The 22,196-nt window shown below is 43.0% G+C and carries 22 protein-coding genes and 1 riboswitch; of the genes, 5 read left to right on the plus strand and 17 right to left on the minus strand.

Features of this window, described 5'->3' with window-relative positions; all coding sequences use genetic code 11:
• Nucleotides 1-13 precede the first annotated feature (13 nt).
• The 15 genes from HMPREF2655_RS00470 to uvrA form a co-directional block, all read right to left on the minus strand.
• Nucleotides 14-1,276 (minus strand): F390 synthetase-related protein, encoded by a 1,263-nt coding sequence (locus tag HMPREF2655_RS00470; protein WP_000724366.1) that lies wholly within the window; start codon nt 1,274-1,276, stop codon nt 14-16.
• Nucleotides 1,254-2,069: an MBL fold metallo-hydrolase gene (locus HMPREF2655_RS00475; RefSeq protein WP_000034630.1), complete on the minus strand. Its 816-nt coding sequence runs from the start codon at nt 2,067-2,069 to the stop codon at nt 1,254-1,256. The genes HMPREF2655_RS00470 and HMPREF2655_RS00475 overlap by 23 nt, the downstream gene beginning before the upstream one ends.
• Complete coding sequence (locus tag HMPREF2655_RS00480) at nt 2,044-3,024, minus strand: NAD-dependent epimerase/dehydratase family protein (protein ID WP_000757305.1); 981 nt, start codon at nt 3,022-3,024, stop codon at nt 2,044-2,046. Before HMPREF2655_RS00480 ends, HMPREF2655_RS00475 begins: the two co-directional genes overlap by 26 nt.
• 3 nt (nt 3,025-3,027) lie before the next feature.
• Nucleotides 3,028-4,296 carry a glycosyltransferase gene (locus HMPREF2655_RS00485; RefSeq protein ID WP_070534629.1) on the minus strand — a complete coding sequence of 423 codons (1,269 nt, stop codon included), beginning with the start codon at nt 4,294-4,296 and terminating at the stop codon, nt 3,028-3,030.
• Nucleotides 4,297-4,400: 104 nt separating this feature from the next.
• On the minus strand, nt 4,401-5,552 hold the full coding sequence (locus tag HMPREF2655_RS00490) for an iron-containing alcohol dehydrogenase (protein ID WP_000190391.1): 1,152 nt from the start codon (nt 5,550-5,552) through the stop codon (nt 4,401-4,403).
• 184 nt (nt 5,553-5,736) lie between these two features.
• Nucleotides 5,737-6,192, minus strand: a complete 456-nt coding sequence (locus tag HMPREF2655_RS00495; protein ID WP_070799905.1) for an SP_0198 family lipoprotein — start codon at nt 6,190-6,192, stop codon at nt 5,737-5,739.
• Between the two features lie 90 nt (nt 6,193-6,282).
• On the minus strand, nt 6,283-7,533 hold the full coding sequence (locus tag HMPREF2655_RS00500; RefSeq protein ID WP_070837124.1) for a bifunctional folylpolyglutamate synthase/dihydrofolate synthase: 1,251 nt from the start codon (nt 7,531-7,533) through the stop codon (nt 6,283-6,285).
• Between the two features lie 257 nt (nt 7,534-7,790).
• Entirely contained in the window at nt 7,791-8,096 is a 306-nt protein-coding gene (locus HMPREF2655_RS00505) for a DUF1292 domain-containing protein (RefSeq protein WP_000017624.1), read from the minus strand.
• 15 nt (nt 8,097-8,111) lie between these two features.
• Nucleotides 8,112-8,531 (minus strand): Holliday junction resolvase RuvX, encoded by a 420-nt coding sequence (ruvX, locus tag HMPREF2655_RS00510; protein ID WP_002876031.1) that lies wholly within the window; start codon nt 8,529-8,531, stop codon nt 8,112-8,114.
• Nucleotides 8,532-8,534: 3 nt separating this feature from the next.
• The gene (locus HMPREF2655_RS00515; protein ID WP_000507059.1) at nt 8,535-8,801 is read right to left on the minus strand and encodes an IreB family regulatory phosphoprotein; all 267 of its coding nucleotides are present in this window, start codon (nt 8,799-8,801) and stop codon (nt 8,535-8,537) included.
• An 86-nt stretch (nt 8,802-8,887) separates the two neighbouring features.
• Nucleotides 8,888-9,457 carry an SP0191 family lipoprotein gene (locus HMPREF2655_RS00520; RefSeq protein ID WP_000734685.1) on the minus strand — a complete coding sequence of 190 codons (570 nt, stop codon included), beginning with the start codon at nt 9,455-9,457 and terminating at the stop codon, nt 8,888-8,890.
• A 66-nt stretch (nt 9,458-9,523) separates the two neighbouring features.
• Nucleotides 9,524-9,922, minus strand: a complete 399-nt coding sequence (gene spx, locus HMPREF2655_RS00525; protein WP_000591165.1) for a transcriptional regulator Spx — start codon at nt 9,920-9,922, stop codon at nt 9,524-9,526.
• 134 nt (nt 9,923-10,056) lie between these two features.
• Entirely contained in the window at nt 10,057-12,717 is a 2,661-nt protein-coding gene (mgtA, locus tag HMPREF2655_RS00530; protein ID WP_070837126.1) for a magnesium-translocating P-type ATPase, read from the minus strand.
• Between the two features lie 195 nt (nt 12,718-12,912).
• A riboswitch (M-box (ykoK) riboswitch) is annotated at nt 12,913-13,064 on the minus strand.
• Nucleotides 13,065-13,119: 55 nt separating this feature from the next.
• A complete protein-coding gene (locus tag HMPREF2655_RS00535) occupies nt 13,120-14,181 on the minus strand; it encodes a M24 family metallopeptidase (protein WP_070799903.1) in 1,062 nt (353 codons plus the stop codon).
• On the minus strand, nt 14,174-17,005 hold the full coding sequence (gene uvrA / locus HMPREF2655_RS00540) for an excinuclease ABC subunit UvrA (protein WP_070837127.1): 2,832 nt from the start codon (nt 17,003-17,005) through the stop codon (nt 14,174-14,176). Before uvrA ends, HMPREF2655_RS00535 begins: the two co-directional genes overlap by 8 nt.
• A gap of 137 nt (nt 17,006-17,142) precedes the next feature.
• Between uvrA and HMPREF2655_RS00545 the strand changes: the two genes are divergently transcribed.
• From HMPREF2655_RS00545 to HMPREF2655_RS00565, 5 genes are all read left to right on the plus strand, one after another.
• The gene (locus HMPREF2655_RS00545; protein ID WP_000815617.1) at nt 17,143-18,087 is read left to right on the plus strand and encodes a magnesium transporter CorA family protein; all 945 of its coding nucleotides are present in this window, start codon (nt 17,143-17,145) and stop codon (nt 18,085-18,087) included.
• A gap of 11 nt (nt 18,088-18,098) precedes the next feature.
• Entirely contained in the window at nt 18,099-18,776 is a 678-nt protein-coding gene (locus HMPREF2655_RS00550) for a DUF1129 domain-containing protein (protein ID WP_070837129.1), read from the plus strand.
• Nucleotides 18,777-18,791: 15 nt separating this feature from the next.
• A complete protein-coding gene (locus HMPREF2655_RS00555) occupies nt 18,792-19,139 on the plus strand; it encodes a TfoX/Sxy family protein (protein ID WP_000331825.1) in 348 nt (115 codons plus the stop codon).
• A 274-nt stretch (nt 19,140-19,413) separates the two neighbouring features.
• Nucleotides 19,414-20,448 carry a S66 family peptidase gene (locus tag HMPREF2655_RS00560; RefSeq protein WP_070837131.1) on the plus strand — a complete coding sequence of 345 codons (1,035 nt, stop codon included), beginning with the start codon at nt 19,414-19,416 and terminating at the stop codon, nt 20,446-20,448.
• A 105-nt stretch (nt 20,449-20,553) separates the two neighbouring features.
• The gene (locus HMPREF2655_RS00565) at nt 20,554-20,817 is read left to right on the plus strand and encodes a SemiSWEET family transporter (RefSeq protein WP_000166113.1); all 264 of its coding nucleotides are present in this window, start codon (nt 20,554-20,556) and stop codon (nt 20,815-20,817) included.
• Between the two features lie 82 nt (nt 20,818-20,899).
• Here the strand turns inward: HMPREF2655_RS00565 and HMPREF2655_RS00570 are convergent, their stop codons facing one another.
• Both HMPREF2655_RS00570 and ruvA read right to left on the minus strand, forming a co-directional pair.
• The gene (locus HMPREF2655_RS00570; RefSeq protein ID WP_070837133.1) at nt 20,900-21,463 is read right to left on the minus strand and encodes a DNA-3-methyladenine glycosylase I; all 564 of its coding nucleotides are present in this window, start codon (nt 21,461-21,463) and stop codon (nt 20,900-20,902) included.
• A gap of 9 nt (nt 21,464-21,472) precedes the next feature.
• On the minus strand, nt 21,473-22,066 hold the full coding sequence (ruvA, locus tag HMPREF2655_RS00575) for a Holliday junction branch migration protein RuvA (RefSeq protein WP_070837135.1): 594 nt from the start codon (nt 22,064-22,066) through the stop codon (nt 21,473-21,475).
• Nucleotides 22,067-22,196: the final 130 nt, after the last annotated feature.

The raw sequence follows: 22,196 nt of genomic DNA on the forward strand, positions 1-22,196 counted from the left end.
GTCTTTCTTCCTTTCATAAACGTTGGATACGTTTGAGTTTACGGCTAGTATCCCAGTGATAATCTGAAAATTGGATTTGAGGAACTATGAACTCTTTTTGCTGGGCCAAGAGTTGGAACTGTGCTAAAATTGCTGTCTCTACGTCCTCATCTCGTCGGCTTAGACAAACTTCCACTAATTTCTCAGAATGTTGCTTAACTTGGTAATCTCCTACATTCTCCACAAAGAGGATACAACGCCTGATAAAGTCTGGATAGATCGTTACCTGCCCGCCATTCTGCCCTTTAAAGTAGAAGATATCATCAGAGCGTCCTTCGACCTTGTCAATCCGTGTATAGTAGGAGCCACAGGGACAAGGCTCCGGATTTTCAACCAAGATATCATTGAGCTGGTAGCGATAAACAGGCTGACTACTTCGCTTAAAGTCCGTAATCACTGGATAAAAACGGTGGTCATCTAGATACTGCTTTTCTACAAAGATAATGTCTTCGTTGAGATGTAGATTGCCAGCTGAGCAAGTGCAGGCTAGGAAACCTTCTGTCGCCTGATAAACTTGGTCAATGATGGATAGTGAAAAGGCTTCTGCGATCCGTCCCCTATCACTATCTTCCAAGATTTCCGCCACCGAAACGATTTTTTGTGGGTGAATAGCTAACTCTCCATCCTTAAGACGCTTGCTCAATTCAATCAACATCGAGGCTGGCGCCACAATAATCGTTGGTTGATAGTTGTTGAGTCGATCGATATGCTCATCTGTATGTTTGAAAATATCAAAATACTCTAGACGAATGAGCGCTGTATTGATGGTCTGATAGAGTTCATTATCAGCTCTCAGGAAAAAGGCGATGCGGTGTCCAAAAAGCTGCCCCTTGGGCAACATCTTTGCCAAGATAGCCGCAGCCCACATACTTCGCTCTTTCTCTGTTGTGATAAAGAGCCCCCGATGTCCAGACGTCCCTGAAGACAGACCGACGGCTACTTCCCCTTTAAGTTCAGTGAAGTCACGGGTCTTCTCACTTTCAATAGCTAAGGATAAGGCTTCATCACGATCCACTCCTTGGGTGTTGAGCTCATTGAAATGTTCCATCATAAAAGCCTTGTCCATATGGTCAAAGTTGCTAGGAACCCCATTTTTAAAGTAGGGCGACTCTCGCTTTAAAAAGTCCATATAGTTAGCTAATTGCTTTTTCTGATAGTTTTCTACAGCTTCTCGAGATTTGAAATGATGAAGCCAACGAGTTTGGATAAAGGTTTTAAGAAAGGTTATTTTTTTCATGTAAGATTGACTCTATCCTTTCTACAGGATCATGGCTAACAACTACCTCGATACCGTCCTTTAAGACTTCCTCCAGAAACTCTGTCCCCCTGATATAGTCAGACTTATTATCCTGAACAAAGGAAGGAATCAGGTGCATCTGCTTGGTGTAAGGTAAGAGGTCAATTCCCCAACAGAGGTCCGCTGCAATGAGGAGATTAAGGTCTGGAAAATATAGACAGGCTTGCCCTCTAGCATGCCCATCAACAGAAGCAACTAGGATACTGCCATCTCCAAAAAGATCACAAATCGGACGATAGGGAAAAGTTGAATCTTGCTGGTCAGCTCTGATAATGGTTAGATTTTTCTCAAAAGAAGCTGGTAAAAACTCCTTGAAAATCAAGTCTTTCAACTTGGGTTTTTGGTAGACTTCATATACTTCTTTTGTCAAGATAAAGGTTGCATGAGGAAAGAAACTAGCTCCTCCCAGATGATCTGGATGTAGGTGTGATAGAAGAACATAGTTAATTTCTTCTGGTTTGATTCCCTTCGCTTCCAGCAAACGAGAAATCTGGTTCTTCTCCGTCATTTGAACGGGCGTTCCTAGCCGATAGAAGCCATAGCGAAGATGGGTCTTAATATCGTAATGATAGCCTGTGTCATAGAGGAGATAGCCCTTGTCCCTGTGTTTGATAAGAAAAACACCTGCTGGAAAGGTCATCTTTTGATTCTTAACTCCCTTAAATAGCAAACCTGTGTAGCTGGTACAGTAGCCTGCTGGGAAATAATCAATGCTTTCGATAATCTTGGACATATTGTTCAATCCCTTCCGAAATACTGATTTGAGGGTGATACCCCAAGTCTCGCTCCGCCTTGCTGATGTCCAGCGTCTGACTATAACGGAGCAGATAATAGGTATAGCGTGTCAGAGGCGGTTCACCTTTGAGTTTCAAGACCTTATACAGAAACTCTAAACTACTAGCAATAACTGAAAGAAGAGGAGCTGGCACTTTTCTGTATGTTATTGGATAGCCCAACCCTCTCAAGGTTTCTTCTATCAAATCCTTAAAGGCTCTTGGTTCCCCATTGGTAATATTATAAACTTCGCCACTAGCTTGAGGGGCCTCTAGTGCCAAGCGAATTGCCAGAGCGACATTTTCCACACAGGTCATATCCATGAGCTGACGACCATCCCCTATCAAGGGAATGCCAATCTTCTGACTGAGTTTGAGAACTCGGGGCAAAATACTGGTATCCCCAATCCCAAAAAGCCCACGAGGTCGTAAAATAATACTCGGAACATCGGGATAATCCTTAAACAGCTTCTCCGAAGCCAGCTTACTACGAATGTAGTTGTTCAGATTATTTTCCTGAGGAGCAGCACTTTCTTTGATAGCTAACTGATCTCGAGGCGCAGCATAGATGCTAGGCGAGGACACATAAACCAAACGCTGAATACCAGCCTCTCGGCAAGCATTCAGAACATACTTGGTCCCTAAGACATTTGTCTGGTAGAAATCCTCCCAAGGCCCCCAAACGGTAGAAAGAGCACCCGCATGCACAACCATGTCCATCCCCTGACAAGCCCGAGCCAAATCCTCTTGCTTGGTCAAATCCCCCTGAAAAAATGCCACAGAGGAGTTCTCTAAAGACTGACCCACCTTGCGATTGCGTCCAAAAGCGCGTACCTGATAGCCCTGCTGACTGAGCTCTTCAACAACATACTTGCCTAGAAAGCCCGTAGCACCTGTTACCAATACTTTCTTCATTCTTTACTTCTCCTTGTCCCCTAAGAGCCGATGTATTTCGCTCTTCAGAATCTCTGTTGGCTGATAGATTTGAGCTGCACGACTAAGTCTGTTCAAGTCTGGCCAGTCATCTCTAGCCAACAACTCATCAAAGGCACGTCCAATCGCTTCCGTATCCTCTCGTTTAGCAGTCAAGGCAATCCCTGCCTCTAATCCACGAACTGCATAGTCATACTGATCATAGTCATGGGGGAGAATCAAGGCAGGCTTACCATAGATGATACACTGGTAAAAAATACCCGCACCACCATGATGAATCACATAATCCATCTGAGGAATGTACTCCTTATAGGGAAGATAGGATACCACAGAAACATTGTCCATGAACTCTTCACATTGGAAGTCTTGTCCGCCAAACCCCAGAGTCACAAAGAAGTGGCAATCTGGATGTGCTTCTGCCAATTGTTGTGTCTGATAGAGGAGATTGTCTTTGGCCCATGCTAGCTGAGTGCCACAGGAGACAAGGACCTTCTTATAACCTGCATAAGGAGACAAATCGAGGGGATAATTTTCTGCCCTCTCAATCGAAGACCCAAAAGGTCCCACCCAAAGGTAGTGCTCTGGAAAACCACTTTTCAGCTCCAACTCTTTCATCCCAATTCCCAAGATGGAATAGGGTGAATAGATGGTTTCCTGACCTTTCTGATTGTAAAGTTTAAAATCGTAACGTTTCAATCGTTCTCTCAATAAAAAGCTTACGATTCGTTTCCCTAAACGAGTCCCTTTTCTTCCTAGCCATTGCAGACCAGATTGGAAAGATGTTTTTGGACTGCCCAATCCTCCAAAGAAACAAGGCGGTCCATCTGTCGTTTCAATGGCAAACTGTGTCGCCATCGTGGTAATCCAGGGAATATTCAACTGTTCCGCAACAAGTCCTCCAGAGAGGGTTATAAAGTCCGCAATCACAATATCCGGTCTATTTTCCTGCCACTCTTGCACTAATTGATCTGAAACCACATTGATCAAATCAAGACTAGCTGACAACTGTCGATAAGCAGAAAACAGGTTTAATTGACCTTCATTGTTGGCTACACGCTCAAACTCATCTACACAATTTTCTAAAATGGAAATCACTCGGAATCCCATCTCCTCTGCTACAGTTTTTCGTTGCGGTCCTGTAAATAATCGAATCTCATACAAGGGATCCTTCAACAAGGGTGCAAGTAAATTCAGTGTTGGGAAGAGATGCCCACTTAAGGGTACTACAACCACATCAATTTTGATTTTTCTCATATGTCTAGGATAGCAAATTTTAAAAAAAAGAACTACCAAAATGATAGTTCTTTCCAATATTATTTATATTTTGAAGAATAAGTTCCTTCCACTCTACTTAGTCTTTAAAAAAGTTCTTTGTAGAGAGCAATGGTTTCTTCTAAAGTTGGCATAAATGGATTGCCTGGCGCACATGCATCAATCAAAGCATTCTTAGAAAGGTAGTCAAAGTCAAAGTCTTTTTCTTGGATACCGAGTTCAGTGAGTTTCTTCGGAATACCAACAGTTTCAGAAAGTTTCTCAATCTCAGCGATAGCATAGTCAGCACATTCTTGGTCTGTTTTCCCTTCAACATGGAGTCCCAAGGCCTTGGCCACATTGCGGAAAGCTTCTGGTACACGCTTGGCATTTTCACGTTCTACAACTGGGAGAAGCATGGCACAGCAGACACCATGTGGCAAGTTATATACCGCACCGAGTTGGTGAGCCATAGAATGAACATAACCCAAACCAGCATTGTTAAAGCTCATACCACCGAGGAAGATGGCATTGACCATACCCTCACGCGCTTCAATATCTTGGCCATTTGCCACAGCACGAGGAAGATACTCCTTGATGAGTTCAATCGCTCCGATAGAAAGTTTCTTGGTCACATTATAAGCACCTGGTGTTACCAAGGCTTCGACAGCGTGAGTAAGAGCATCCATACCTGTCGCTGCTGTCAATCCTTTCGGCTTTGAAAGCATGAGTTCTGGATCATTGACAGAGATGAGGGCGAGGCTGTTCTTATCAACCATTACCATCTTGACCTTGCGCTCTTCGTCAGTAATAACATAGTTAATAGTGATTTCTGCAGAAGTTCCAGCTGTTGTATTGATTGCAACCACTGGCAAGCCTTTTTTAGCAGACTTGTGAAGACCTTCGTAGTCCTGTGGTTTTCCACCATTTGTAGCGATGATAGAGATACAGCTAGCCGCATCCTGAGGAGATCCTCCTCCAAGACTGATGATGAAGTCACATCCATGCTCTTTCAGGGCAGCCACTCCATCTGTGACATTCTTGCAAGTCGGATTTGGCTCCACATCGCTAAAAATCACATATTCGACCCCTTCAGCATCTAATGGTTTTAGGACCTTAGGTAAAATATCACTGCCTTCGATGAACTTATCTGTCACCAAAAGGGCCTTCTTATACCCCAATTCCTTGATATACGGACCTACTTCATTTACAACACCTTTACCGATAAGGTTAACTGCCGGAACATAAAATGTAGCCATATGCTTTTCCTCCTGCGCCTCTGCGCTAATTGATTATTTACTATAAGTATACGACCTTATAAGAAGTTTTACAAACATTTGTAAGCGTTTTAAGTAAAAAGTTAGTAAAGAACACCCAACCCTTTTTTCAAGAAAAAAGCTCCAAAAAGATAGCTTTCATCTCATTGGAACTTTTACTTAATCATTATTGCTTAGTTAATACCACTCGGTCAGATGCCTCTCGGTCCATATCATCGATAATCAATTGATTACCATTAACCGTGTAAATTTTGACATCATCACCGATAATGACACGTTGATTTTCTGGCTCAAAGCTGACTTGCTTGATTTCCTTATCTCCATCTGGCTCGACCTCAGTCCATGTACCAGTTTTACCTGTTACAACAAGAGTGATTTGGTCATTCTCATCCTTTCCAGTATAGGTACCATCGATATTCGTAGGTTGAGCTACAGTAGTGTCCTGACTTGAGGATGCCTGCGGTTGACTAGCACTTGTCGTAGCGCTAGAAGATGATTCTTGTTGAGTAGATGATTGCTGAGCAGATTGCTGGGTAGGGGCTTGTGCCTTAGGTCCACAAGCTGCTAAAAGACTAAGAATTGCTAGGGAAGCAATAGAAAGTGTGAATGTTTTCGTTTTCATAGCGATTTCCTTTCTTTTGTGCCAATGTTTTGCTGGAATCGTTTCCAGATATACATCCTACCTACAGTATAGCAACATAAACCTAGAAGGTCAACTAATCTCGTCGCTTCCTACCAAACTCGCTCGGACTTCTGAGATAAAGTAGAGTGAACCCGTCACGAAAAGCAGGTCCTGATTATTGGCCCTTTCTTCAAATTCTCTGATAAAATCGCCATAGGAAGAAATCAAATCGTAACCTACCACATCCTTTTCATCCAGAGAGCCTTGGTAGTCAAAGCCTGTTATCTTAAGTTCCACCTCAGGCAACTGCTTAGATAGATAGCCTAGCATCCCCTGATAATCCTTGCGTTTAAGGGCGCCAAAAAGAATGCGAATTTGATAACCTTGCTGGATTTTCCCTTGGATAAACTCAACTAGACGAGTCAAGGCTGGCAGATTGTGAGCCCCATCTAGGTAGATTTGCGGACGAATCCGTTCCAATCGACCTGCCCAGTGGGTCTCTTGCAAGGCCCGTCTGACAAGCACTTCTTCGACCCTTTCACCTCTTGACGCCATAAACAGAAGAAAAGTTTCCAAAGCCAAGGCAGCATTTTCTTGCTGATAAACACCTTCCAAACTGATTTCAAGTTGTGAAAAACTCGCTAGGCTACTTGAAAAATCCCCAGCATTCAAGGAGAAGTCTCGCCCAGCTTGATAGAGATCCACAGTTAACTCTCTTGCTGTATTTTGACAGACAAGCTCCGCTTCTGGAGTAAGCTTGGCAATGACCGCCTTCTTGCCAGCCTTGAAAATGCCAGCTTTCTGCTCGGCTATTTCCTCCAGATTATCGCCCAAGGTCTCCTGATGATCTAGCCCAATGGAAGTAATAACTGCAATCTCTCCTGTTACGACATTAGTAGTATCAAGTAGACCACCTATCCCCACTTCTAGCAAAACCAAATCCACTCCCTGCTCTTTAAAGTAAAGCAAGGCAATCAAGGTCAACAACTCAAAGAAAGACAATTGATCATGCGTTTCTAAGAGAGTTTTCTCCATCTCTTTGACTTGGTTAGCTATACGGACAAAGTCTTCCTCCGCGATCGGTTGTCCATTGATACAGATTCGATCATGGATACTGATGATATGAGGAGAGGTAAAAGTACCAACTTTTTTACCATGAGCAACAAACAGCTCCCTCATAAAAGCAATAGTTGACCCTTTACCGTTAGTCCCTGTTACATGGATAATAGGATATGTCTTCTCAGGATTCCCCAACAAATCCACCGCTCGTTGCATTCGTCCAAGTCCAGATCTAAAGTTTAAACCAATCCGACTATGAAGCCATTCTTCTACTTCAAACATACATGTCTCCTTAACAAAAGTCCAATCAACTACCGCATCAAAGTATGATTACAAATAAAAAGCGAGGTCGGGACTAAAATCCCGACCTCTTACCTGGTTAGCTAATCACTAGCTACTATGAATTTCAACGTGGGCTAAAAACGTCCACCGGACGTTCCTGCGTTTCTAATTTCTGGCGCAGGGCTAAAAACATCCACCGGATGTTCCAACTCTTTCTAGTTTCTAGGAGTTGGGGTGATACAGTCTCCCAGACTGTATCACTCCTCCATAAAGCTGTTGAAGACTTCTTCAATCATGTTCCATTCGTCTTCTGAGTCTTCTGGGATTGGTTGCAATTCGCCTTCTGTTCCGTCTTCATTTTCGATGAATGAGTAAGCTTGGATTTCAACTTCACCATTTTCATCTTCTTCTGCGTTAACTGGCACTAGCAGAACATAGTTTTTACCAAATTCTTCTTTTCCATCAATGGTCAAAAGGATTTCAAATAAAGTTTCATTTCCTTGTTCATCAACAAGTGTAATCAATTCACGTTCTTCGTGATCATGGTTGTGATCGTGTGACATAGTTTCTCCTCTGTCTTAAAATTTTCTATCTAAATAATTTTGCAAAATCAGCTGAGCAGCCAACTTATCAATAACTTTCTTGCGTTTGTTACGACTGATATCTGCTTGCTCAATCAGCATACGTTCCGCAGCGACAGTCGTCAGACGCTCATCTTGATAGTCTACTGGTAAACCAAAAAGCTCCTCTAATTTTGCTCCGTAGGCTTGACTAGCTTCTACCCGCGGTCCACTGGTATTGTTCATGTTTTTAGGCAGACCAACTACAAAGCGTTCTACCTTATAGCTGTCAACCAATTCCTTGATCCGGTCAAAACCAAACTGGCCCTGGTCCTCATTAATCTGGATGATTTCAAGTCCCTGAGCGGTGAAGCCTAGGGGATCGCTAATCGCCACCCCTACTGTTTTTGAACCGACGTCCAATCCCATAATTCTCATAGATTATAGATCGACTCCTTGTCCCTTAAGGTAGTAGCGTACCAATTCTTCAACAATTTCATCACGCTCATACTTACGGATTTGATTTCGCGCATTGTTATAACGAGGAACGTAGGCAGGGTCACCACTCAATACATAACCGACGATCTGGTTAATCGGATTGTAGCCCTTGTCGTTCAAAGAAGCATAGACGTCTGTCAACGTTTCGCTAATTTCTTTCTTATTGGAATCATCCAATTTAAACCGTACAGTTTCTTCAGTAAATCCCATTCTAACACCCTCTTTCCTTAGAATAGTACTATTATAGCACATTCCCTGACGTTCTACAAATAAGTCAGTCGATTAATTTGGATTTTCTATTGTTCTGTCGCCCCATTTGCCACTCTATCTGCAATATATTGGCTAGGTTCGTTTTTTAAGAGATTTTCAAGGCCGATATTTTTTAAATATTCCAGCTGAGATGCCTTTTTGACATCCAATACTTGAAAATCATAAGTCGTTGTCGTCTGGATTTCTGTCTCGCTGAGTAGCTTGGTTTCCAGTTTGAATCCTGCTAGTTTGCGTGCCTCTTGGATGGTCTCATCCTTTTCTTCCGCTTCTAGAAGCGCTTTTTGCGTCTCCTCTAGGCCATTTTCAGAGATAAAGGTCTTGAGTTCATCCCCGACAGGTCGTTTTTGCTGGATGGTCAAGGTCAAAAACTGATTGCCTTTATAAGTAATGGTCTGAATCTGCTGCGTTCCATTTTCTGACTTCGGCATCAGCAAGGTCTTGGTGACAACCGTATTCTTTTCGGCATTGTCCAAAACGGGAAGGTTGGATTGGATGGGGTCAGATGCTGTTGTGGAAGCAGCAGGAGTTTCCTTTTTTTGCCCACATCCCGCAAGCAAAAAGAGGAGAGCAAAACTAGCAATTAGTAACTTTTTCATAATTCCTCACATGATTTTAAAACAAAAGAGCAAACAAGGCCAGGAGTCACTCCCAGCCTTGATGTTTTATAGAGCTGCACGTAGACGTGCTTCTGCATTTTCTACATTACGGACAGAGCGTGGCAAGAAGGCACGGATATCATCTTCTTTATAGCCGACTTGTAGGCGCTTCTCGTCAACGAGAATCGGACTCTTTAAGATCCGTGGTGTTTCCATGATTAAGTTGAGCACTTCATTGACACTCAAATCCTCGATGTCAACTCCAAGTGCCTTAGCGTAGCGGTTTTTTGACGAAACGATACTGGCAATTCCATTATCTGTTTTCGTGAGAATATCTAATAACTCTTCTCTTGTAATTCCTTCTTTACCGAGATTTTGTTCTTTATAACTTAACTGGTGGGCATTGAGCCAGGTTTTCGCTTTTTTACAGCTAGTACAACTTGAGACTGTATAAATTTTGATCATGTACCTACCCCTTTCGCTACATGTTACTATCAGTTTAGTCTATTATACCATAAAAAACATCCGACTTGCGACCTATTTTTAAAAAAAATTAACTTTTTTCGCGATTTTCGTACTTTTTTCTTGACAAAATCAATTTATAACCAACTTTTAAATTTTTTGATATACAATCGTTTCACAACTGTAACACTTATCATATAGAGAACGATAATCAAAAGCAAAAAGAGGAAATAAATTGGTTCCAAAGGGGTTAAATGAAGCAGGCTAGCAATTGAAGAGTAGGGAAGGAAGGTCACAAAACTAGCTGCTAGCAAGGTTGTTCCAAGAACAAACCATGATGGACGACTTTGTAAGAAAGGAAGTTTTGCTGAACGAAGCATATGGATAACCATGGTTTGGGACCACATGGATTCAATGAACCAACCTGTCTGGAACAAGATGATAAAGCCCGTTGCAGCCTCTGCTCCGTGAGCATAAGCTTGACCTGTCGCCATTGGAACAATGACAAAATAGAGTAAGATAAAGGTCAAAATATCAAAGGCAGAAGAAATCGGACCCATCCAAATCATAAAACGAGTAATAGACTTGGCTTCCCACTTATGGGGATGCTTCAAAAAGTCTTCATCTACATTATCAAATGGCAAGGCAATGCAAGAAAGGTCGTAGACGAGGTTTAACACAATCAAGTGAATCGGAGCCATAGGGAGGAAAGGTAAAAAGATACCAGACACTAAGAGTGACAGAATATTCCCGAAATTAGAGCTGACCGTCATCTTGATATATTTGGTCATGTTGGCATAGACTTTGCGTCCTTCAACCAGACCTTTTTCAAGCACCATCAAATCCTTATCTAGCAAAATGACATCAGCCGTTTCTTTGGCAATATCTACTGCTGTATCAACAGAAATCCCCACATCTGCCACTTTCATAGAAGGGGCATCGTTGATTCCATCTCCCATATAGCCGACACAATGTCCATTCGATTTGATTTGTAAAATGATTCGTGCTTTTTGATCCGGAGAGAGTTTGGCAAAGACAGTCACCTTCTCAACTGCTTGAGCCAACTCTTCGTCCGTCATGGCGTCAATATCAGAACCCAACAAGATTTGATCAACGTCTAGACCAACTTTTTCGCAAACTGCTTGGGTTACCTTTTCATTGTCTCCCGTCAAAATCTTTGTTTGAACACCGTGTTCTAACAAAGCTTGGATAGCAGGTGCTGCAGATGGTTTTGGTGGATCTAGAAAGGCAAGATAACCTGTTAGAGTCATCTCTTTTTCATCTTCAACGGAGTAAGCAAAACCTTCTTTTAGGCCTGTTTTATAGGCAACTCCCAAGACTCGCAAGCCTTGCTGATTAAGTTGATCTACTTCTTTTAAGATTTCCACTCGGATATCATCCGTCAGAGGGCTAATCTGACCGTGATATTCCACATGGGTTGAAATCGCAAGCATTTCCTCTAGAGCACCCTTGGTTACCAAACTAACAACTTCGTTCTCATCCTTGACGATGACACTCATCCGTCTGCGTTCAAAATCAAAGGGCAATTCGTCTATTTTTTGGAAGCTAGTATCCAAATTTTGTAGAATAGCGTGTTCTTTAGCTTCTTTTTCAGTTCTACTGATAATGGCACGGTCCATCAAGTTTTTCAATCCCGTTTGAAAATAGGAATTGAGGTAGGCCCGTCTCAACACAGACAAATCCAAATCTCCATGTATATCCAAAGGATATTCAAGGACAATTTCGTCTTGGGTGAGGGTTCCGGTTTTATCCGTGCATAGGATATCAATAGCACCTAGATCTTGTATGGCATTGAGTTTTTTGATGACGACTTTTTCCTTGGCCATGATAATGGAGCCTTTTGCTAGACTGGCCGTGATGATCATGGGAAGCATCTCAGGTGTAAGCCCGACACCCACGCTCAAAGCAAATACGCCAGCCTCTAACCAATCTCCATCCGTCAAACCATTGGAAAGAAATACGATGGGAACCATGACCAACATCAAACGGATTAAAAGCCAGGAGATACTGTTCATATCCCGTTCGAAAGAGGTCGGTTCGTCATAAGTATTGAGAGTCTGCTCTATTTCCCCCATCATGGTGTCATCACCAACTGCTAGAATCAAAGCCTTGGCACTTCCTGATATCACGTTGGTTCCCATAAAGGCGAGCGCTTCTGCTTCTAGCAGACTATCAAAATTTGACTGACTCATTTTTGACAAAGCCAATTTTTCAACCGAATCACTTTCACCTGTCAAGCCAGACTGTTGAACAAAGAAATCACGTGATTCAATCAAAAGGAGGTCTGCCGGAATCATATCTCCAGCACTCAATTTGACTATATCTCCAACGACCAAATCTTCAATTGCGATCTCTAAACTCTGGCCTTCGCGAATAACCGTAGCTGTATTCACAATCATTTTTGAAAGATTGGTCGCAGCTTTGTCACTTCGCAATTCTTGGACAAATCGAATGCCACCAGAAATGAGGACTAGGACAACGATGATGATAGAGGTCGTCGGGTCTTCTTGTCCAGGCTTCGCCAACCAGACATTGGTCACCATGGAGAACATAGCGATGACCAGGAGGATGATTGTAAATGGATTGATAATAGATTCGTAAATCTTTTTGAGGATACTGTCTTCTTGACCCTTGGTGATGGTGTTTTCGCCATATAGGTCACGATTTTTCTCCAACTGCTCCTCAGTCAAGCCTGTTAGACTTGTCTTATAAAAAGATAGAGTTTCGTTTAAAGGTATGTGAATAGCTGTTGCTAATCTTTCTTTTGTAGTTTTCATTGGTTTCTCCTATCTGTATGAATGATGTGTTTCATACACAGAGACCAATCACTTTATAAGGGCAGAACGACACAAATCAGCGATTGGCTGTGTATGTGCGGTTCTGGATGATCGTCAATTTGCATCGTTTGTCTCCTTTCCTTGTTCTAAAACAGTAGAAAATCCCACCATAAAATGGCAGGATTAAAAAACTAATTATCTGTTTTTTCGTTCAAGCTTTAACTCCATAGGGCGATGTAATGAGCTTAGTCTTAGCCTTCGCGACCAGGACTGTTGACCAACGAGTAGTGTCTCCACTGCTTTGCGGTAGTCATCCGTATCCCTATGGTAGCCTCACCTACCGTTTTCGTCTATCAGTATAAACCTTTAAAATATAAAAGTCAACGATTTATCATAATTTTCTTAAATAACAATTAATTCCTTCGGTGCCAGAGTCAACAATTCGCAACCGTTATCTGTAATCAGGATATCATCTTCAATACGAACCCCGTATTTACCTTCAATATAAATACCCGGTTCATCAGTCAAGACCATACCAGATTTAATGACTTCTTTGGAAGTTTGGCTAAAGTAAGGTTCTTCGTGAATATCCAGTCCGATACCGTGGCCAATACCGTGGGTAAAGTAGTCGCCATAGCCTGCCTCGATGATAATATCACGAGGGATTTTGTCAAAGTCACGGAAACCTAAGCCAGCCTTAGCTTGATCAATCAGAGCTTGGTTGGCTTTCAGAACCGTATTGTATATTTCTGCCTGCTCGTCACTGACATGACCGAGGTAGATGGTCCGTGTCATATCACTGACATAGTGGTCGTAGAGACAGCCGAAGTCCATGGTAATAGCTTCTCCCGCTTCAACCGGTTTGTGCATTGGATGGGCGTGGGGCTTAGAAGAGTTGATGCCACTTGCTAAAATGGTATCAAAAGACAAGCCTGCCGCTCCTAGCTCCCGCATGCGGAAATCAAGGAAGTTGGCAATTTCAATCTCAGTTTTTCCTGGTTTGATAAAGTCAAGTGCATCTCGGAAAGCTTGGTCTGAGATATAACAAGCCTTGCGAATAGTCGCAATCTCCGCTTCATCTTTAATCATCCGAAGCGCTTCAACAAACTGAGTCTGCGGAAGCAAGTCCAAACCTACAAAAGCAGCCTGCATACGATGGTAATAAGAGACCGAAATCTCGTCCTCAAAACCGACGCGAGACAAGCCCATATCCTTAACAATGCCTGCAATGACAGCCAATTCATCGCGGTCAGCCACAATCTCAAAACCTGTTACTTCTTGCTTAGCTGCAATGATATAGCGAGAATCTGTCACCAAAACCTGACGGTCATGGCTGATAAAGACTGTTCCATTTGAACCCCAAAAACCAGTCAAATAATAGACGTTTTTAAGGTTGTTGATGATGATACCATCTAGTTCTTTTTCTTGCATTTTAGCTAGAAATGCTTGCACACGTTTATTCATGATGTAACTTTCCTTTCAAATAGTGTCCTGTGTAGCTGGCTTCATTGGCCGCTACTTCTTCTGGTGTTCCTGTTGCGATGATGGTTCCACCACCGACACCGCCCTCAGGCCCCAAGTCAATGATATGGTCTGCAGTCTTGATGACATCCAGATTGTGCTCGATGACGAGGACTGTATTTCCATCGTCGACAAAGCGAGCTAAGACTTTAAGCAAGCGAGCGATGTCCTCAGTATGAAGCCCTGTCGTTGGCTCATCCAAAATATAGAATGACTTGCCTGTCGAGCGTTTGTGGAGTTCGCTAGCCAGCTTCATACGCTGGGCTTCTCCCCCAGAAAGAGTGGTAGCTGGTTGACCTAGCGTCACATAGCCCAGTCCCACATCCTTGATAGTCTGAAGTTTACGTTGAATTTTCGGAATATGTTGGAAGAATTCCACCGCATCGTTGACCGTCATGTCCAAGACCTGTGAAATATTTTTTTCCTTGTAGTGAACTTCTAGGGTTTCACTGTTGTAGCGGGTTCCGTGGCAGACCTCACAAGACACATAAACATCTGGCAAGAAGTGCATCTCAATCTTGATGATCCCGTCACCTGAGCAGGCTTCACAGCGACCTCCCTTAACATTGAAACTGAAACGTCCCTTTTTGTAACCACGAATCTTAGCCTCATTTGTCTGGGCAAAAAGGTCACGTATATCGTCAAAAACTCCTGTATAGGTAGCTGGGTTGGACCTCGGCGTTCGTCCGATAGGGCTCTGATCAATATCAATCAAGCGGTCTACATGCTCAATCCCTGTAATCGTTTTAAACTTACCAGGTTTGTCTGAATTGCGGTTGAGCTTCTGGGCAATAGCTTTTTTGAGAATGCTATTGATTAGGGTCGATTTCCCTGAGCCCGACACCCCTGTCACTGCGATGAATTTTCCTAGTGGGAAGCGAGCTGTGACATTTTGCAGGTTGTTCTCACGCGCTCCTGTCACTTCGATAAAACGACCATTTCCGGCACGGCGCTCTTCTGGTACTGGAATCGCTCGCTTTCCTGATAAGTACTGGCCTGTGATAGACTTGCTGTTGCGAGCCACCTGCTTGGGCGTTCCTGCAGCGACAATCTCTCCACCAAAAACACCAGCACCCGGACCAACATCAATCAGATAATCCGCCTCGCGCATGGTATCTTCATCGTGTTCCACCACGATGAGAGTATTGCCCAAGTCACGCATCTTTTTCAGACTGGCAATCAAGCGGTCATTATCCCTCTGGTGAAGACCAATCGACGGCTCATCCAGGATATAAAGGACACCGGATAAATTGGACCCAATCTGGGTTGCCAAGCGAATACGCTGACTCTCTCCACCTGATAGGGTTCCTGCCGAACGTGACAGAGTCAGATAGTTAAGACCTACGTTATTGAGGAAGGTCAAGCGATCCTTGATTTCCTTGAGAATAGGACGGGCAATGATGGCTTCATTTTCAGACAGAGTCAACTGGCTCACCAAAGCCAAGTGGTCTGCGATAGACAGGTCTGAGATTTCACCGATATGTGGTCCTTGTTCCCCACCCACACGGACAGACAAGGCCTGGTCATTGAGACGGTAGCCATGGCAAGTTCCGCAGGTTAGTTCATTCATGTAGAGACGCATTTGGGTGCGTGTGTAATCACTGTTAGTCTCATGGTAACGACGCTTGATATTATTGACAACCCCCTCAAAAGGAATGTCAATATCGCGCACACCGCCAAATTCATTTTCATAGTGGAAATGGAATTCCTTGCCATCCGAGCCGTAGAGAATCAAGTTCTTATCTTCTGCTGACAAGTCCTCAAAGGGCTTATCCATATCCACTCCAAAGGCTGTCATGGCCTGCTCAAGCATATTTGGATAGTAGTTGGATGAGATAGGATTCCAAGGTGCCAAGGCTCCCTCACGCAAAGTTTTGCTGGTATCAGGAACCACCAAGTCAACATCCACCTCCAGCTTGATACCCAAACCGTCACACTCACTACAAGAGCCAAAAGGAGCATTAAAGGAGAAGAGACGAGGCTCTAACTCTGGTACGGTAAAACCACAAACTGGACAGGCATAATGCTCAGAGAAGAGCAACTCCGAATCGTCCATAGTGTCGACAATCACATAGCCTTCTGCGATACGAAGGGCAGCCTCAATGGAGTCAAAGAGACGGCTACGAATGCCCTCCTTGATAACAATACGGTCAACTACGACATCAATATTGTGTTGCTTGCTCTTGGACAGCTCTGGAACTTCGGTCACATCATAGACCTCCCCATCCACTCGGACACGGACATAACCGTCTTTCTGAACCTTTTCAATGACACTCTTATGTTGCCCTTTTTTCTTACGAATGACAGGAGCTAAAATTTGCAGACGTTGCCGTTCCGGCAATTCCAAGACCTTATCCACGATTTGTTCTACAGAAGAAGCCTTGATAGCCCCATGCCCGTTGATACAGTAAGGCGTCCCCACACGTGCGTAGAGGAGACGCAGATAATCATTGATTTCAGTCGTGGTTCCCACGGTCGAACGAGGGTTTTTGCTGGTGGTTTTCTGGTCGATGGAAATAGCTGGGCTGAGGCCATCAATGGCATCCACATCAGGTTTCTCCATATTTCCCAAGAATTGTCGAGCATAGGCTGATAGACTCTCTACATAGCGACGTTGGCCCTCAGCATAGAGGGTATCAAAGGCCAGACTGGATTTCCCAGACCCTGATAAACCAGTCACAACAACTAGCTTGTCTCGCGGAATCTCCACATCAATATTTTTTAAGTTATGGGCACGCGCCCCATGAATCACAATTTTATCTTGCATCTTTGTTCTTTCTAGTCCATTATTGCTTTCCATTATACCAAAAAATGTGAAATTCTATTACCCAAAAAGCTGTTTTTATAGTATAATAGTACGGTGCAAAAAATGAATCACTGAAATAGTAGGAAAGGATAGGGGATATGAAACAAGTTTTTCTCTCAACAACAACTGAATTTAAAGAGATCGACACGCTTGAACCGGGTACTTGGATCAACCTCGTCAATCCTACACAAAATGAATCGTTGGAAATCGCCAACGCCTTTGACATTGACATTGCCGACCTTCGAGCACCACTCGATGCGGAAGAAATGTCCCGTATTACCATCGAAGATGAGTATACTTTGATCATCGTGGACGTTCCCATCACAGAAGAAAGAAACAATCGTACCTACTACGTTACGATTCCGCTGGGGATTATCATCACAGAGGAAACCATTATCACCACCTGCTTGGAACCCCTCCCCGTTCTCGATGTCTTTATCAACCGTAGACTGCGTAACTTTTACACCTTCATGCGTTCACGCTTTATCTTCCAGATTCTCTACCGCAACGCCGAACTTTACCTTACGGCCCTTCGTTCGATCGACCGTAAGAGTGAACAAATTGAAAGTCAACTTCACAAGTCTACTCGAAACGAAGAGCTGATCGAGCTCATGGAATTGGAAAAGACCATCGTCTATTTCAAGGCCTCACTGAAGACGAACGAGCGTGTGATTAAGAAATTGACCAGCGCAACTAGCAATATCAAGAAATACCTAGAAGACGAAGACCTACTCGAAGACACTCTGATTGAAACCCAACAGGCCATCGAGATGGCAGATATCTATGGAAACGTCCTTCACTCTATGACAGAGACCTTTGCCTCTATCATTTCCAATAACCAGAACAACATCATGAAGACCCTGGCTCTCGTGACCATCGTTATGTCTGTCCCAACCATGATCTTCTCAGCCTATGGGATGAACTTCAAGGATAATGAAATCCCTCTGAACGGTGAGCCTCACGCCTTCTGGTTAATCGTCTTTATCGCCTTTGCTATGAGTGTTTCGCTCACTCTCTATCTCATCCATAAAAAATGGTTCTAAGAGGAATCCCTATGTCTCAGATTGATTTACAGAAACTAACCAAGAAAAACCAAGAATTTATCCACATCGCTACCCAACAATTTATCAAAGATGGTAAAACAGACGCTGAAATCAAGGCTATCTTTGAGGAAGTCATTCCTAAAATCCTTGAAGAGCAAGCCAAAGGAACGACTGCTCGTTCCCTCTATGGCGCTCCAACTCACTGGGCTCATAGCTTCACTGTCAAGGAGCAATACGAAAAAGAGCATCCAAAAGAAAATGACGATCCAAAACTCATGATTATGGACTCAGCTCTTTTTATCACCAGTCTCTTTGCATTGGTTAGCGCTCTAACTACCTTCTTCTCTACAGATCAGGCTATTGGCTATGGATTGATTACCCTCTTGTTGGTTGGGCTTGTAGGAGGACTTGCCTTCTACTTGATGTACTACTTTGTCTACCAGTACTATGGACCAGACACAGATCGTAGCCAACGTCCTCCATTCTGGAAATCAATCCTCGTTATCCTGGCCTCTATGGTCCTTTGGTTGGTTGTCTTCTTTGCAACAAGCTTCCTACCAGCAAACCTCAATCCAGTCCTTGCTCCATTGCCTTTGGCTATCCTAGGGGCTGCTCTTCTCTCCCTTCGCTTCTATCTCAAGAAACGTTTCAACATCCGAAGTGCAAGCGCGGGCCCATCACGTTATTAAGAAAAGTGAAAAGCTATGGCATATAGTCAATCTTTAGCTCAGCAGATTCGAAAAATTCTAGCACTCAAACTTCCTCCCCAAATTTTCGAAGAAGAGTTAGAAGAAAAGAAACTGTTTGGTGGCCTGGCCTTTATGATTCGTGGGAAAATGGTCCTTACAGTCAGTTCCAGAAAGGACGAGCTGGTTATGGTGAGAATTGGCAAAGAAATGGAAAAGCAAGTTCTACCCCGAACAGGAGCTCATACTACATTGATGAGAGGGCGACCTTATCATGGCTATATAGACCTAGATATCGAAGGTCAGAAAGAACTGCCTTACTGGATTGATTTAGCCCTCTCCTATAATCAAGAATTGACCAAGTAACTCATATCTAGTGAGATTAGAGATTAGAAAAACGAAAAGCAACTGCACAGGCGGTTGCTTTTTCACTTGCTTTCTTGAGATTCAATAGCACTTCTGAGTCTCATTCTTGTAGTTTCCTCTCATCTTTTGTGATAGAATAGGCTCATACTCAATGAAAATCAAAGAGCAAACTAGGAAGCTAGCCGCAGGCTGTACTTGAGTACGGCAAGGCGACGCTGACGTAGTTTGAATTTGATTTTCGAAGAGTATCAATCTATTTCTAGGAGGATGAGATATGATTTCTACTATTGGTATCGTTAGTTTGTCTAGCGGTGTTATCGGAGAGAATTTTGTCAAACACGAAGTCGATTTGGGTCTCCAACGTCTCAAGGATTTGGGACTCAATCCTGTCTTTTTGCCCCATTCGCTAAAAGGGTTAGACTTTATCAAGGACCATCCTGAAGCACGTGCAGAGGATTTGATGCAGGCCTTTTCGGATGATAGCATCGACATGATCCTCTGCGCCATCGGTGGGGATGATACCTATCGCTTGCTACCCTACCTTTTTGAAAACGACCAGCTCCAAAAGGTTATCCAACAAAAGATTTTTCTTGGCTTCTCGGATACAACCATGAACCACCTTATGTTGCACAAACTAGGGATCAAGACTTTTTATGGGCAATCCTTTCTAGCAGACATTTGTGAATTAGACAATGAGATGTTACCCTATAGCTTTCACTACTTTAAAGAATTGATCAAGACAGGAAGAATCTCAGAAATCCGCCCTAGCGACCTTTGGTATGAGGAACGGACTGATTTTAGTCCCAAGGCTCTGGGAACAGCTCGTATCAGTCATGTAAATACAGGCTTTGATTTGTTGCAAGGAAATGCTCAGTTTGAGGGAGAAATTCTCGGTGGTTGCCTTGAGTCCCTCTATGATATCTTTGACAATTCTCGATACGCAGACAGCACAGTTCTCTGCCAAAAATACAAACTTTTTCCTGACTTATGTGACTGGGAAGGAAAGATTCTCTTGCTAGAAACAAGCGAAGAAAAGCCTGAACCTGATGATTTCAAAAAAATGTTGCGGACTTTAAAGGACACGGGGATATTTGGGGTTATCAGTGGACTCTTGGTCGGAAAGCCAATGGATGAAACCTTCTATGACGACTATAAGGAAGCACTATTGGATATCATTGATAACAATATCCCGATTGTCTATAATCTGAATGTCGGTCACGCAACTCCAAGAGCCATTGTGCCCTTTGGCGTTCACGCTTATGTGGATACACAGAAGCAAGTCATTCGCTTTGACGATAACAAAAAATAAACAATTTCTCCATTTTTGTGTTTTGGTATTGATTTTCGTTACAATTTGTGTCTGAATTTATTGCATTTTGCTTATTTCTATGATATCTTTTTAAAGGAGGTGTATATGACTAAACAAAAAATAAATCAAATTGTCGGTTCAATTGGAGCCTTTATCGGGATTGTTGTATTTATCGCCTACATCCCACAAATTTTTGCCAATTTACAAGGCAACAAAGCTCAACCATTCCAGCCTTTATCCGCAGCAGTATCTTGTTTAATTTGGGTTATTTATGGATGGACAAAAGAACCTAAGAAGGATTGGATACTAATTATTCCAAACTCAGCTGGCGTTGTCTTAGGTGGACTGACATTTCTCACTGCACTATAAAAATTACTAGCATATAATCAAAAAGCTGAGAGGAATTTCTCAGCTTTTTCTATATTCTCAGATAGTTAGACGCTTGGACTCACTAACTTCCGCTTTTCCACTCACAATCATTCTCATGATCATCTATCAGACCTGCCGCCTGTAGAAAAGCTAAAACGGCGACTGGACCTGTGAACTTGAAACCTCGTTTTTTTAGATCTTTAGCTAATTTTTCAGACAAGGCTGTTTTAGCAGGTGCTAGGTGATAGTCAGGAACATCATTCACGATCGTTTTTCCCTCAACAAAGGACCAGAGATAAGCGTCAAAAGAGCCAAAGGTTTTCTGGATTTGTAAAAATGCTTGGGCGTTGGCACGCGTCGCAAAGAGCTTGGCACGATTTCGGATAATGGCTGGATTCTCTAACAAGGCTTCCAACTCCCCATCTGTCATTTCCGCGACTGCCTGAATTTGATAGCCATGAAATGCTTCTCGGAAAGCTTGGCGTTTGTTGAGTACCGTTTCCCAAGACAGACCAGCCTGATAAGTCTCCATACAGAGCAGTTCAAAAAGAGCGCGGTCATCATGAAGGGATTGGCCCCACTCTTCATCATGATAGGCCACATATAAAGGATTGTTCATTTTAACCCAACCACAGCGTTTTGTCATATTATTCTCCTATTTTACCAACATCTTAAGGGCCGACTTGATATAGTTCTCAGCTGTATCTGTCGTTCCTTCAAAGAATTTCTTGATTTTCTTGAGCTCAGTCGCCTTGTAGCCCAGTGCCAACATGGCTTCCATAGCTTCTTCCAGTTCTTGGTTTTCAACGCTGGTTTGCACTGCCACCTTGGCAGGAAGGTCATCACTAGCCACAACTACCTTGCCTTCCAAGTCCAGCACCATCTGCTGGGCAGTTTTCTTACCGATTTTAGGGAACTTAGTCAAGTAGGTGATGTTCTTAGTTTCAATCGCCTGAACCAAGCCAGCATTGTCATCGGCAGCAATAATAGCAAGAGCTGACACAGGACCAATCCCAGAAACCGAAATCAAGCTGAGAAAGAGCTTTTTCTCAGCTTCTGAGCGAAAACCATAGAGCAGATGGGCGTCCTCACGAACAACTTGATGCACATAAATCTGAGTTTCTTGATTGACCTGACCTGAGTAAGCATAGGGATTGGCTACATGCAAGATATAACCTATACCATTTACCTCTAGGACAATGTATTTAGCAGTGATTTTGGTAATGATTCCTTTTAAATATTCGTACATAATTTTTCTCCATTATTTTGCCTATCTAGTATACCATATTTCCCCAAGACAGACTGCAACAAAAGGTGCAACCTCTGGTTGACAAATAGTACAGGAGATTGTATTCTCATTATAAGTAAAAATTGTTAGG

Source organism: Streptococcus sp. HMSC066F01, from assembly GCF_001837335.1.
Classification (GTDB): domain Bacteria; phylum Bacillota; class Bacilli; order Lactobacillales; family Streptococcaceae; genus Streptococcus; species Streptococcus oralis_S.

Bases quoted from the DNA above. Each gene is read 5' to 3' on its own strand.
- HMPREF2655_RS00470 (WP_000724366.1), bottom strand. From the start codon at position 1,276: ATGAAAAAAATAACCTTTCTTAAAACCTTTATCCAAACTCGTTGGCTT.
- HMPREF2655_RS00475 (WP_000034630.1), bottom strand. From the start codon at position 2,069: ATGTCCAAGATTATCGAAAGCATTGATTATTTCCCAGCAGGCTACTGT.
- HMPREF2655_RS00480 (WP_000757305.1), bottom strand. From the start codon at position 3,024: ATGAAGAAAGTATTGGTAACAGGTGCTACGGGCTTTCTAGGCAAGTAT.
- HMPREF2655_RS00485 (WP_070534629.1), bottom strand. From the start codon at position 4,296: ATGAGAAAAATCAAAATTGATGTGGTTGTAGTACCCTTAAGTGGGCAT.
- HMPREF2655_RS00490 (WP_000190391.1), bottom strand. From the start codon at position 5,552: ATGGCTACATTTTATGTTCCGGCAGTTAACCTTATCGGTAAAGGTGTT.
- HMPREF2655_RS00495 (WP_070799905.1), bottom strand. From the start codon at position 6,192: ATGAAAACGAAAACATTCACACTTTCTATTGCTTCCCTAGCAATTCTT.
- HMPREF2655_RS00500 (WP_070837124.1), bottom strand. From the start codon at position 7,533: ATGTTTGAAGTAGAAGAATGGCTTCATAGTCGGATTGGTTTAAACTTT.
- HMPREF2655_RS00505 (WP_000017624.1), bottom strand. From the start codon at position 8,096: ATGTCACACGATCACAACCATGATCACGAAGAACGTGAATTGATTACA.
- ruvX (WP_002876031.1), bottom strand. From the start codon at position 8,531: ATGAGAATTATGGGATTGGACGTCGGTTCAAAAACAGTAGGGGTGGCG.
- HMPREF2655_RS00515 (WP_000507059.1), bottom strand. From the start codon at position 8,801: ATGGGATTTACTGAAGAAACTGTACGGTTTAAATTGGATGATTCCAAT.
- HMPREF2655_RS00520 (WP_000734685.1), bottom strand. From the start codon at position 9,457: ATGAAAAAGTTACTAATTGCTAGTTTTGCTCTCCTCTTTTTGCTTGCG.
- spx (WP_000591165.1), bottom strand. From the start codon at position 9,922: ATGATCAAAATTTATACAGTCTCAAGTTGTACTAGCTGTAAAAAAGCG.
- mgtA (WP_070837126.1), bottom strand. From the start codon at position 12,717: ATGAAAACTACAAAAGAAAGATTAGCAACAGCTATTCACATACCTTTA.
- HMPREF2655_RS00535 (WP_070799903.1), bottom strand. From the start codon at position 14,181: ATGAATAAACGTGTGCAAGCATTTCTAGCTAAAATGCAAGAAAAAGAA.
- uvrA (WP_070837127.1), bottom strand. From the start codon at position 17,005: ATGCAAGATAAAATTGTGATTCATGGGGCGCGTGCCCATAACTTAAAA.
- HMPREF2655_RS00545 (WP_000815617.1), top strand. From the start codon at position 17,143: ATGAAACAAGTTTTTCTCTCAACAACAACTGAATTTAAAGAGATCGAC.
- HMPREF2655_RS00550 (WP_070837129.1), top strand. From the start codon at position 18,099: ATGTCTCAGATTGATTTACAGAAACTAACCAAGAAAAACCAAGAATTT.
- HMPREF2655_RS00555 (WP_000331825.1), top strand. From the start codon at position 18,792: ATGGCATATAGTCAATCTTTAGCTCAGCAGATTCGAAAAATTCTAGCA.
- HMPREF2655_RS00560 (WP_070837131.1), top strand. From the start codon at position 19,414: ATGATTTCTACTATTGGTATCGTTAGTTTGTCTAGCGGTGTTATCGGA.
- HMPREF2655_RS00565 (WP_000166113.1), top strand. From the start codon at position 20,554: ATGACTAAACAAAAAATAAATCAAATTGTCGGTTCAATTGGAGCCTTT.
- HMPREF2655_RS00570 (WP_070837133.1), bottom strand. From the start codon at position 21,463: ATGACAAAACGCTGTGGTTGGGTTAAAATGAACAATCCTTTATATGTG.
- ruvA (WP_070837135.1), bottom strand. From the start codon at position 22,066: ATGTACGAATATTTAAAAGGAATCATTACCAAAATCACTGCTAAATAC.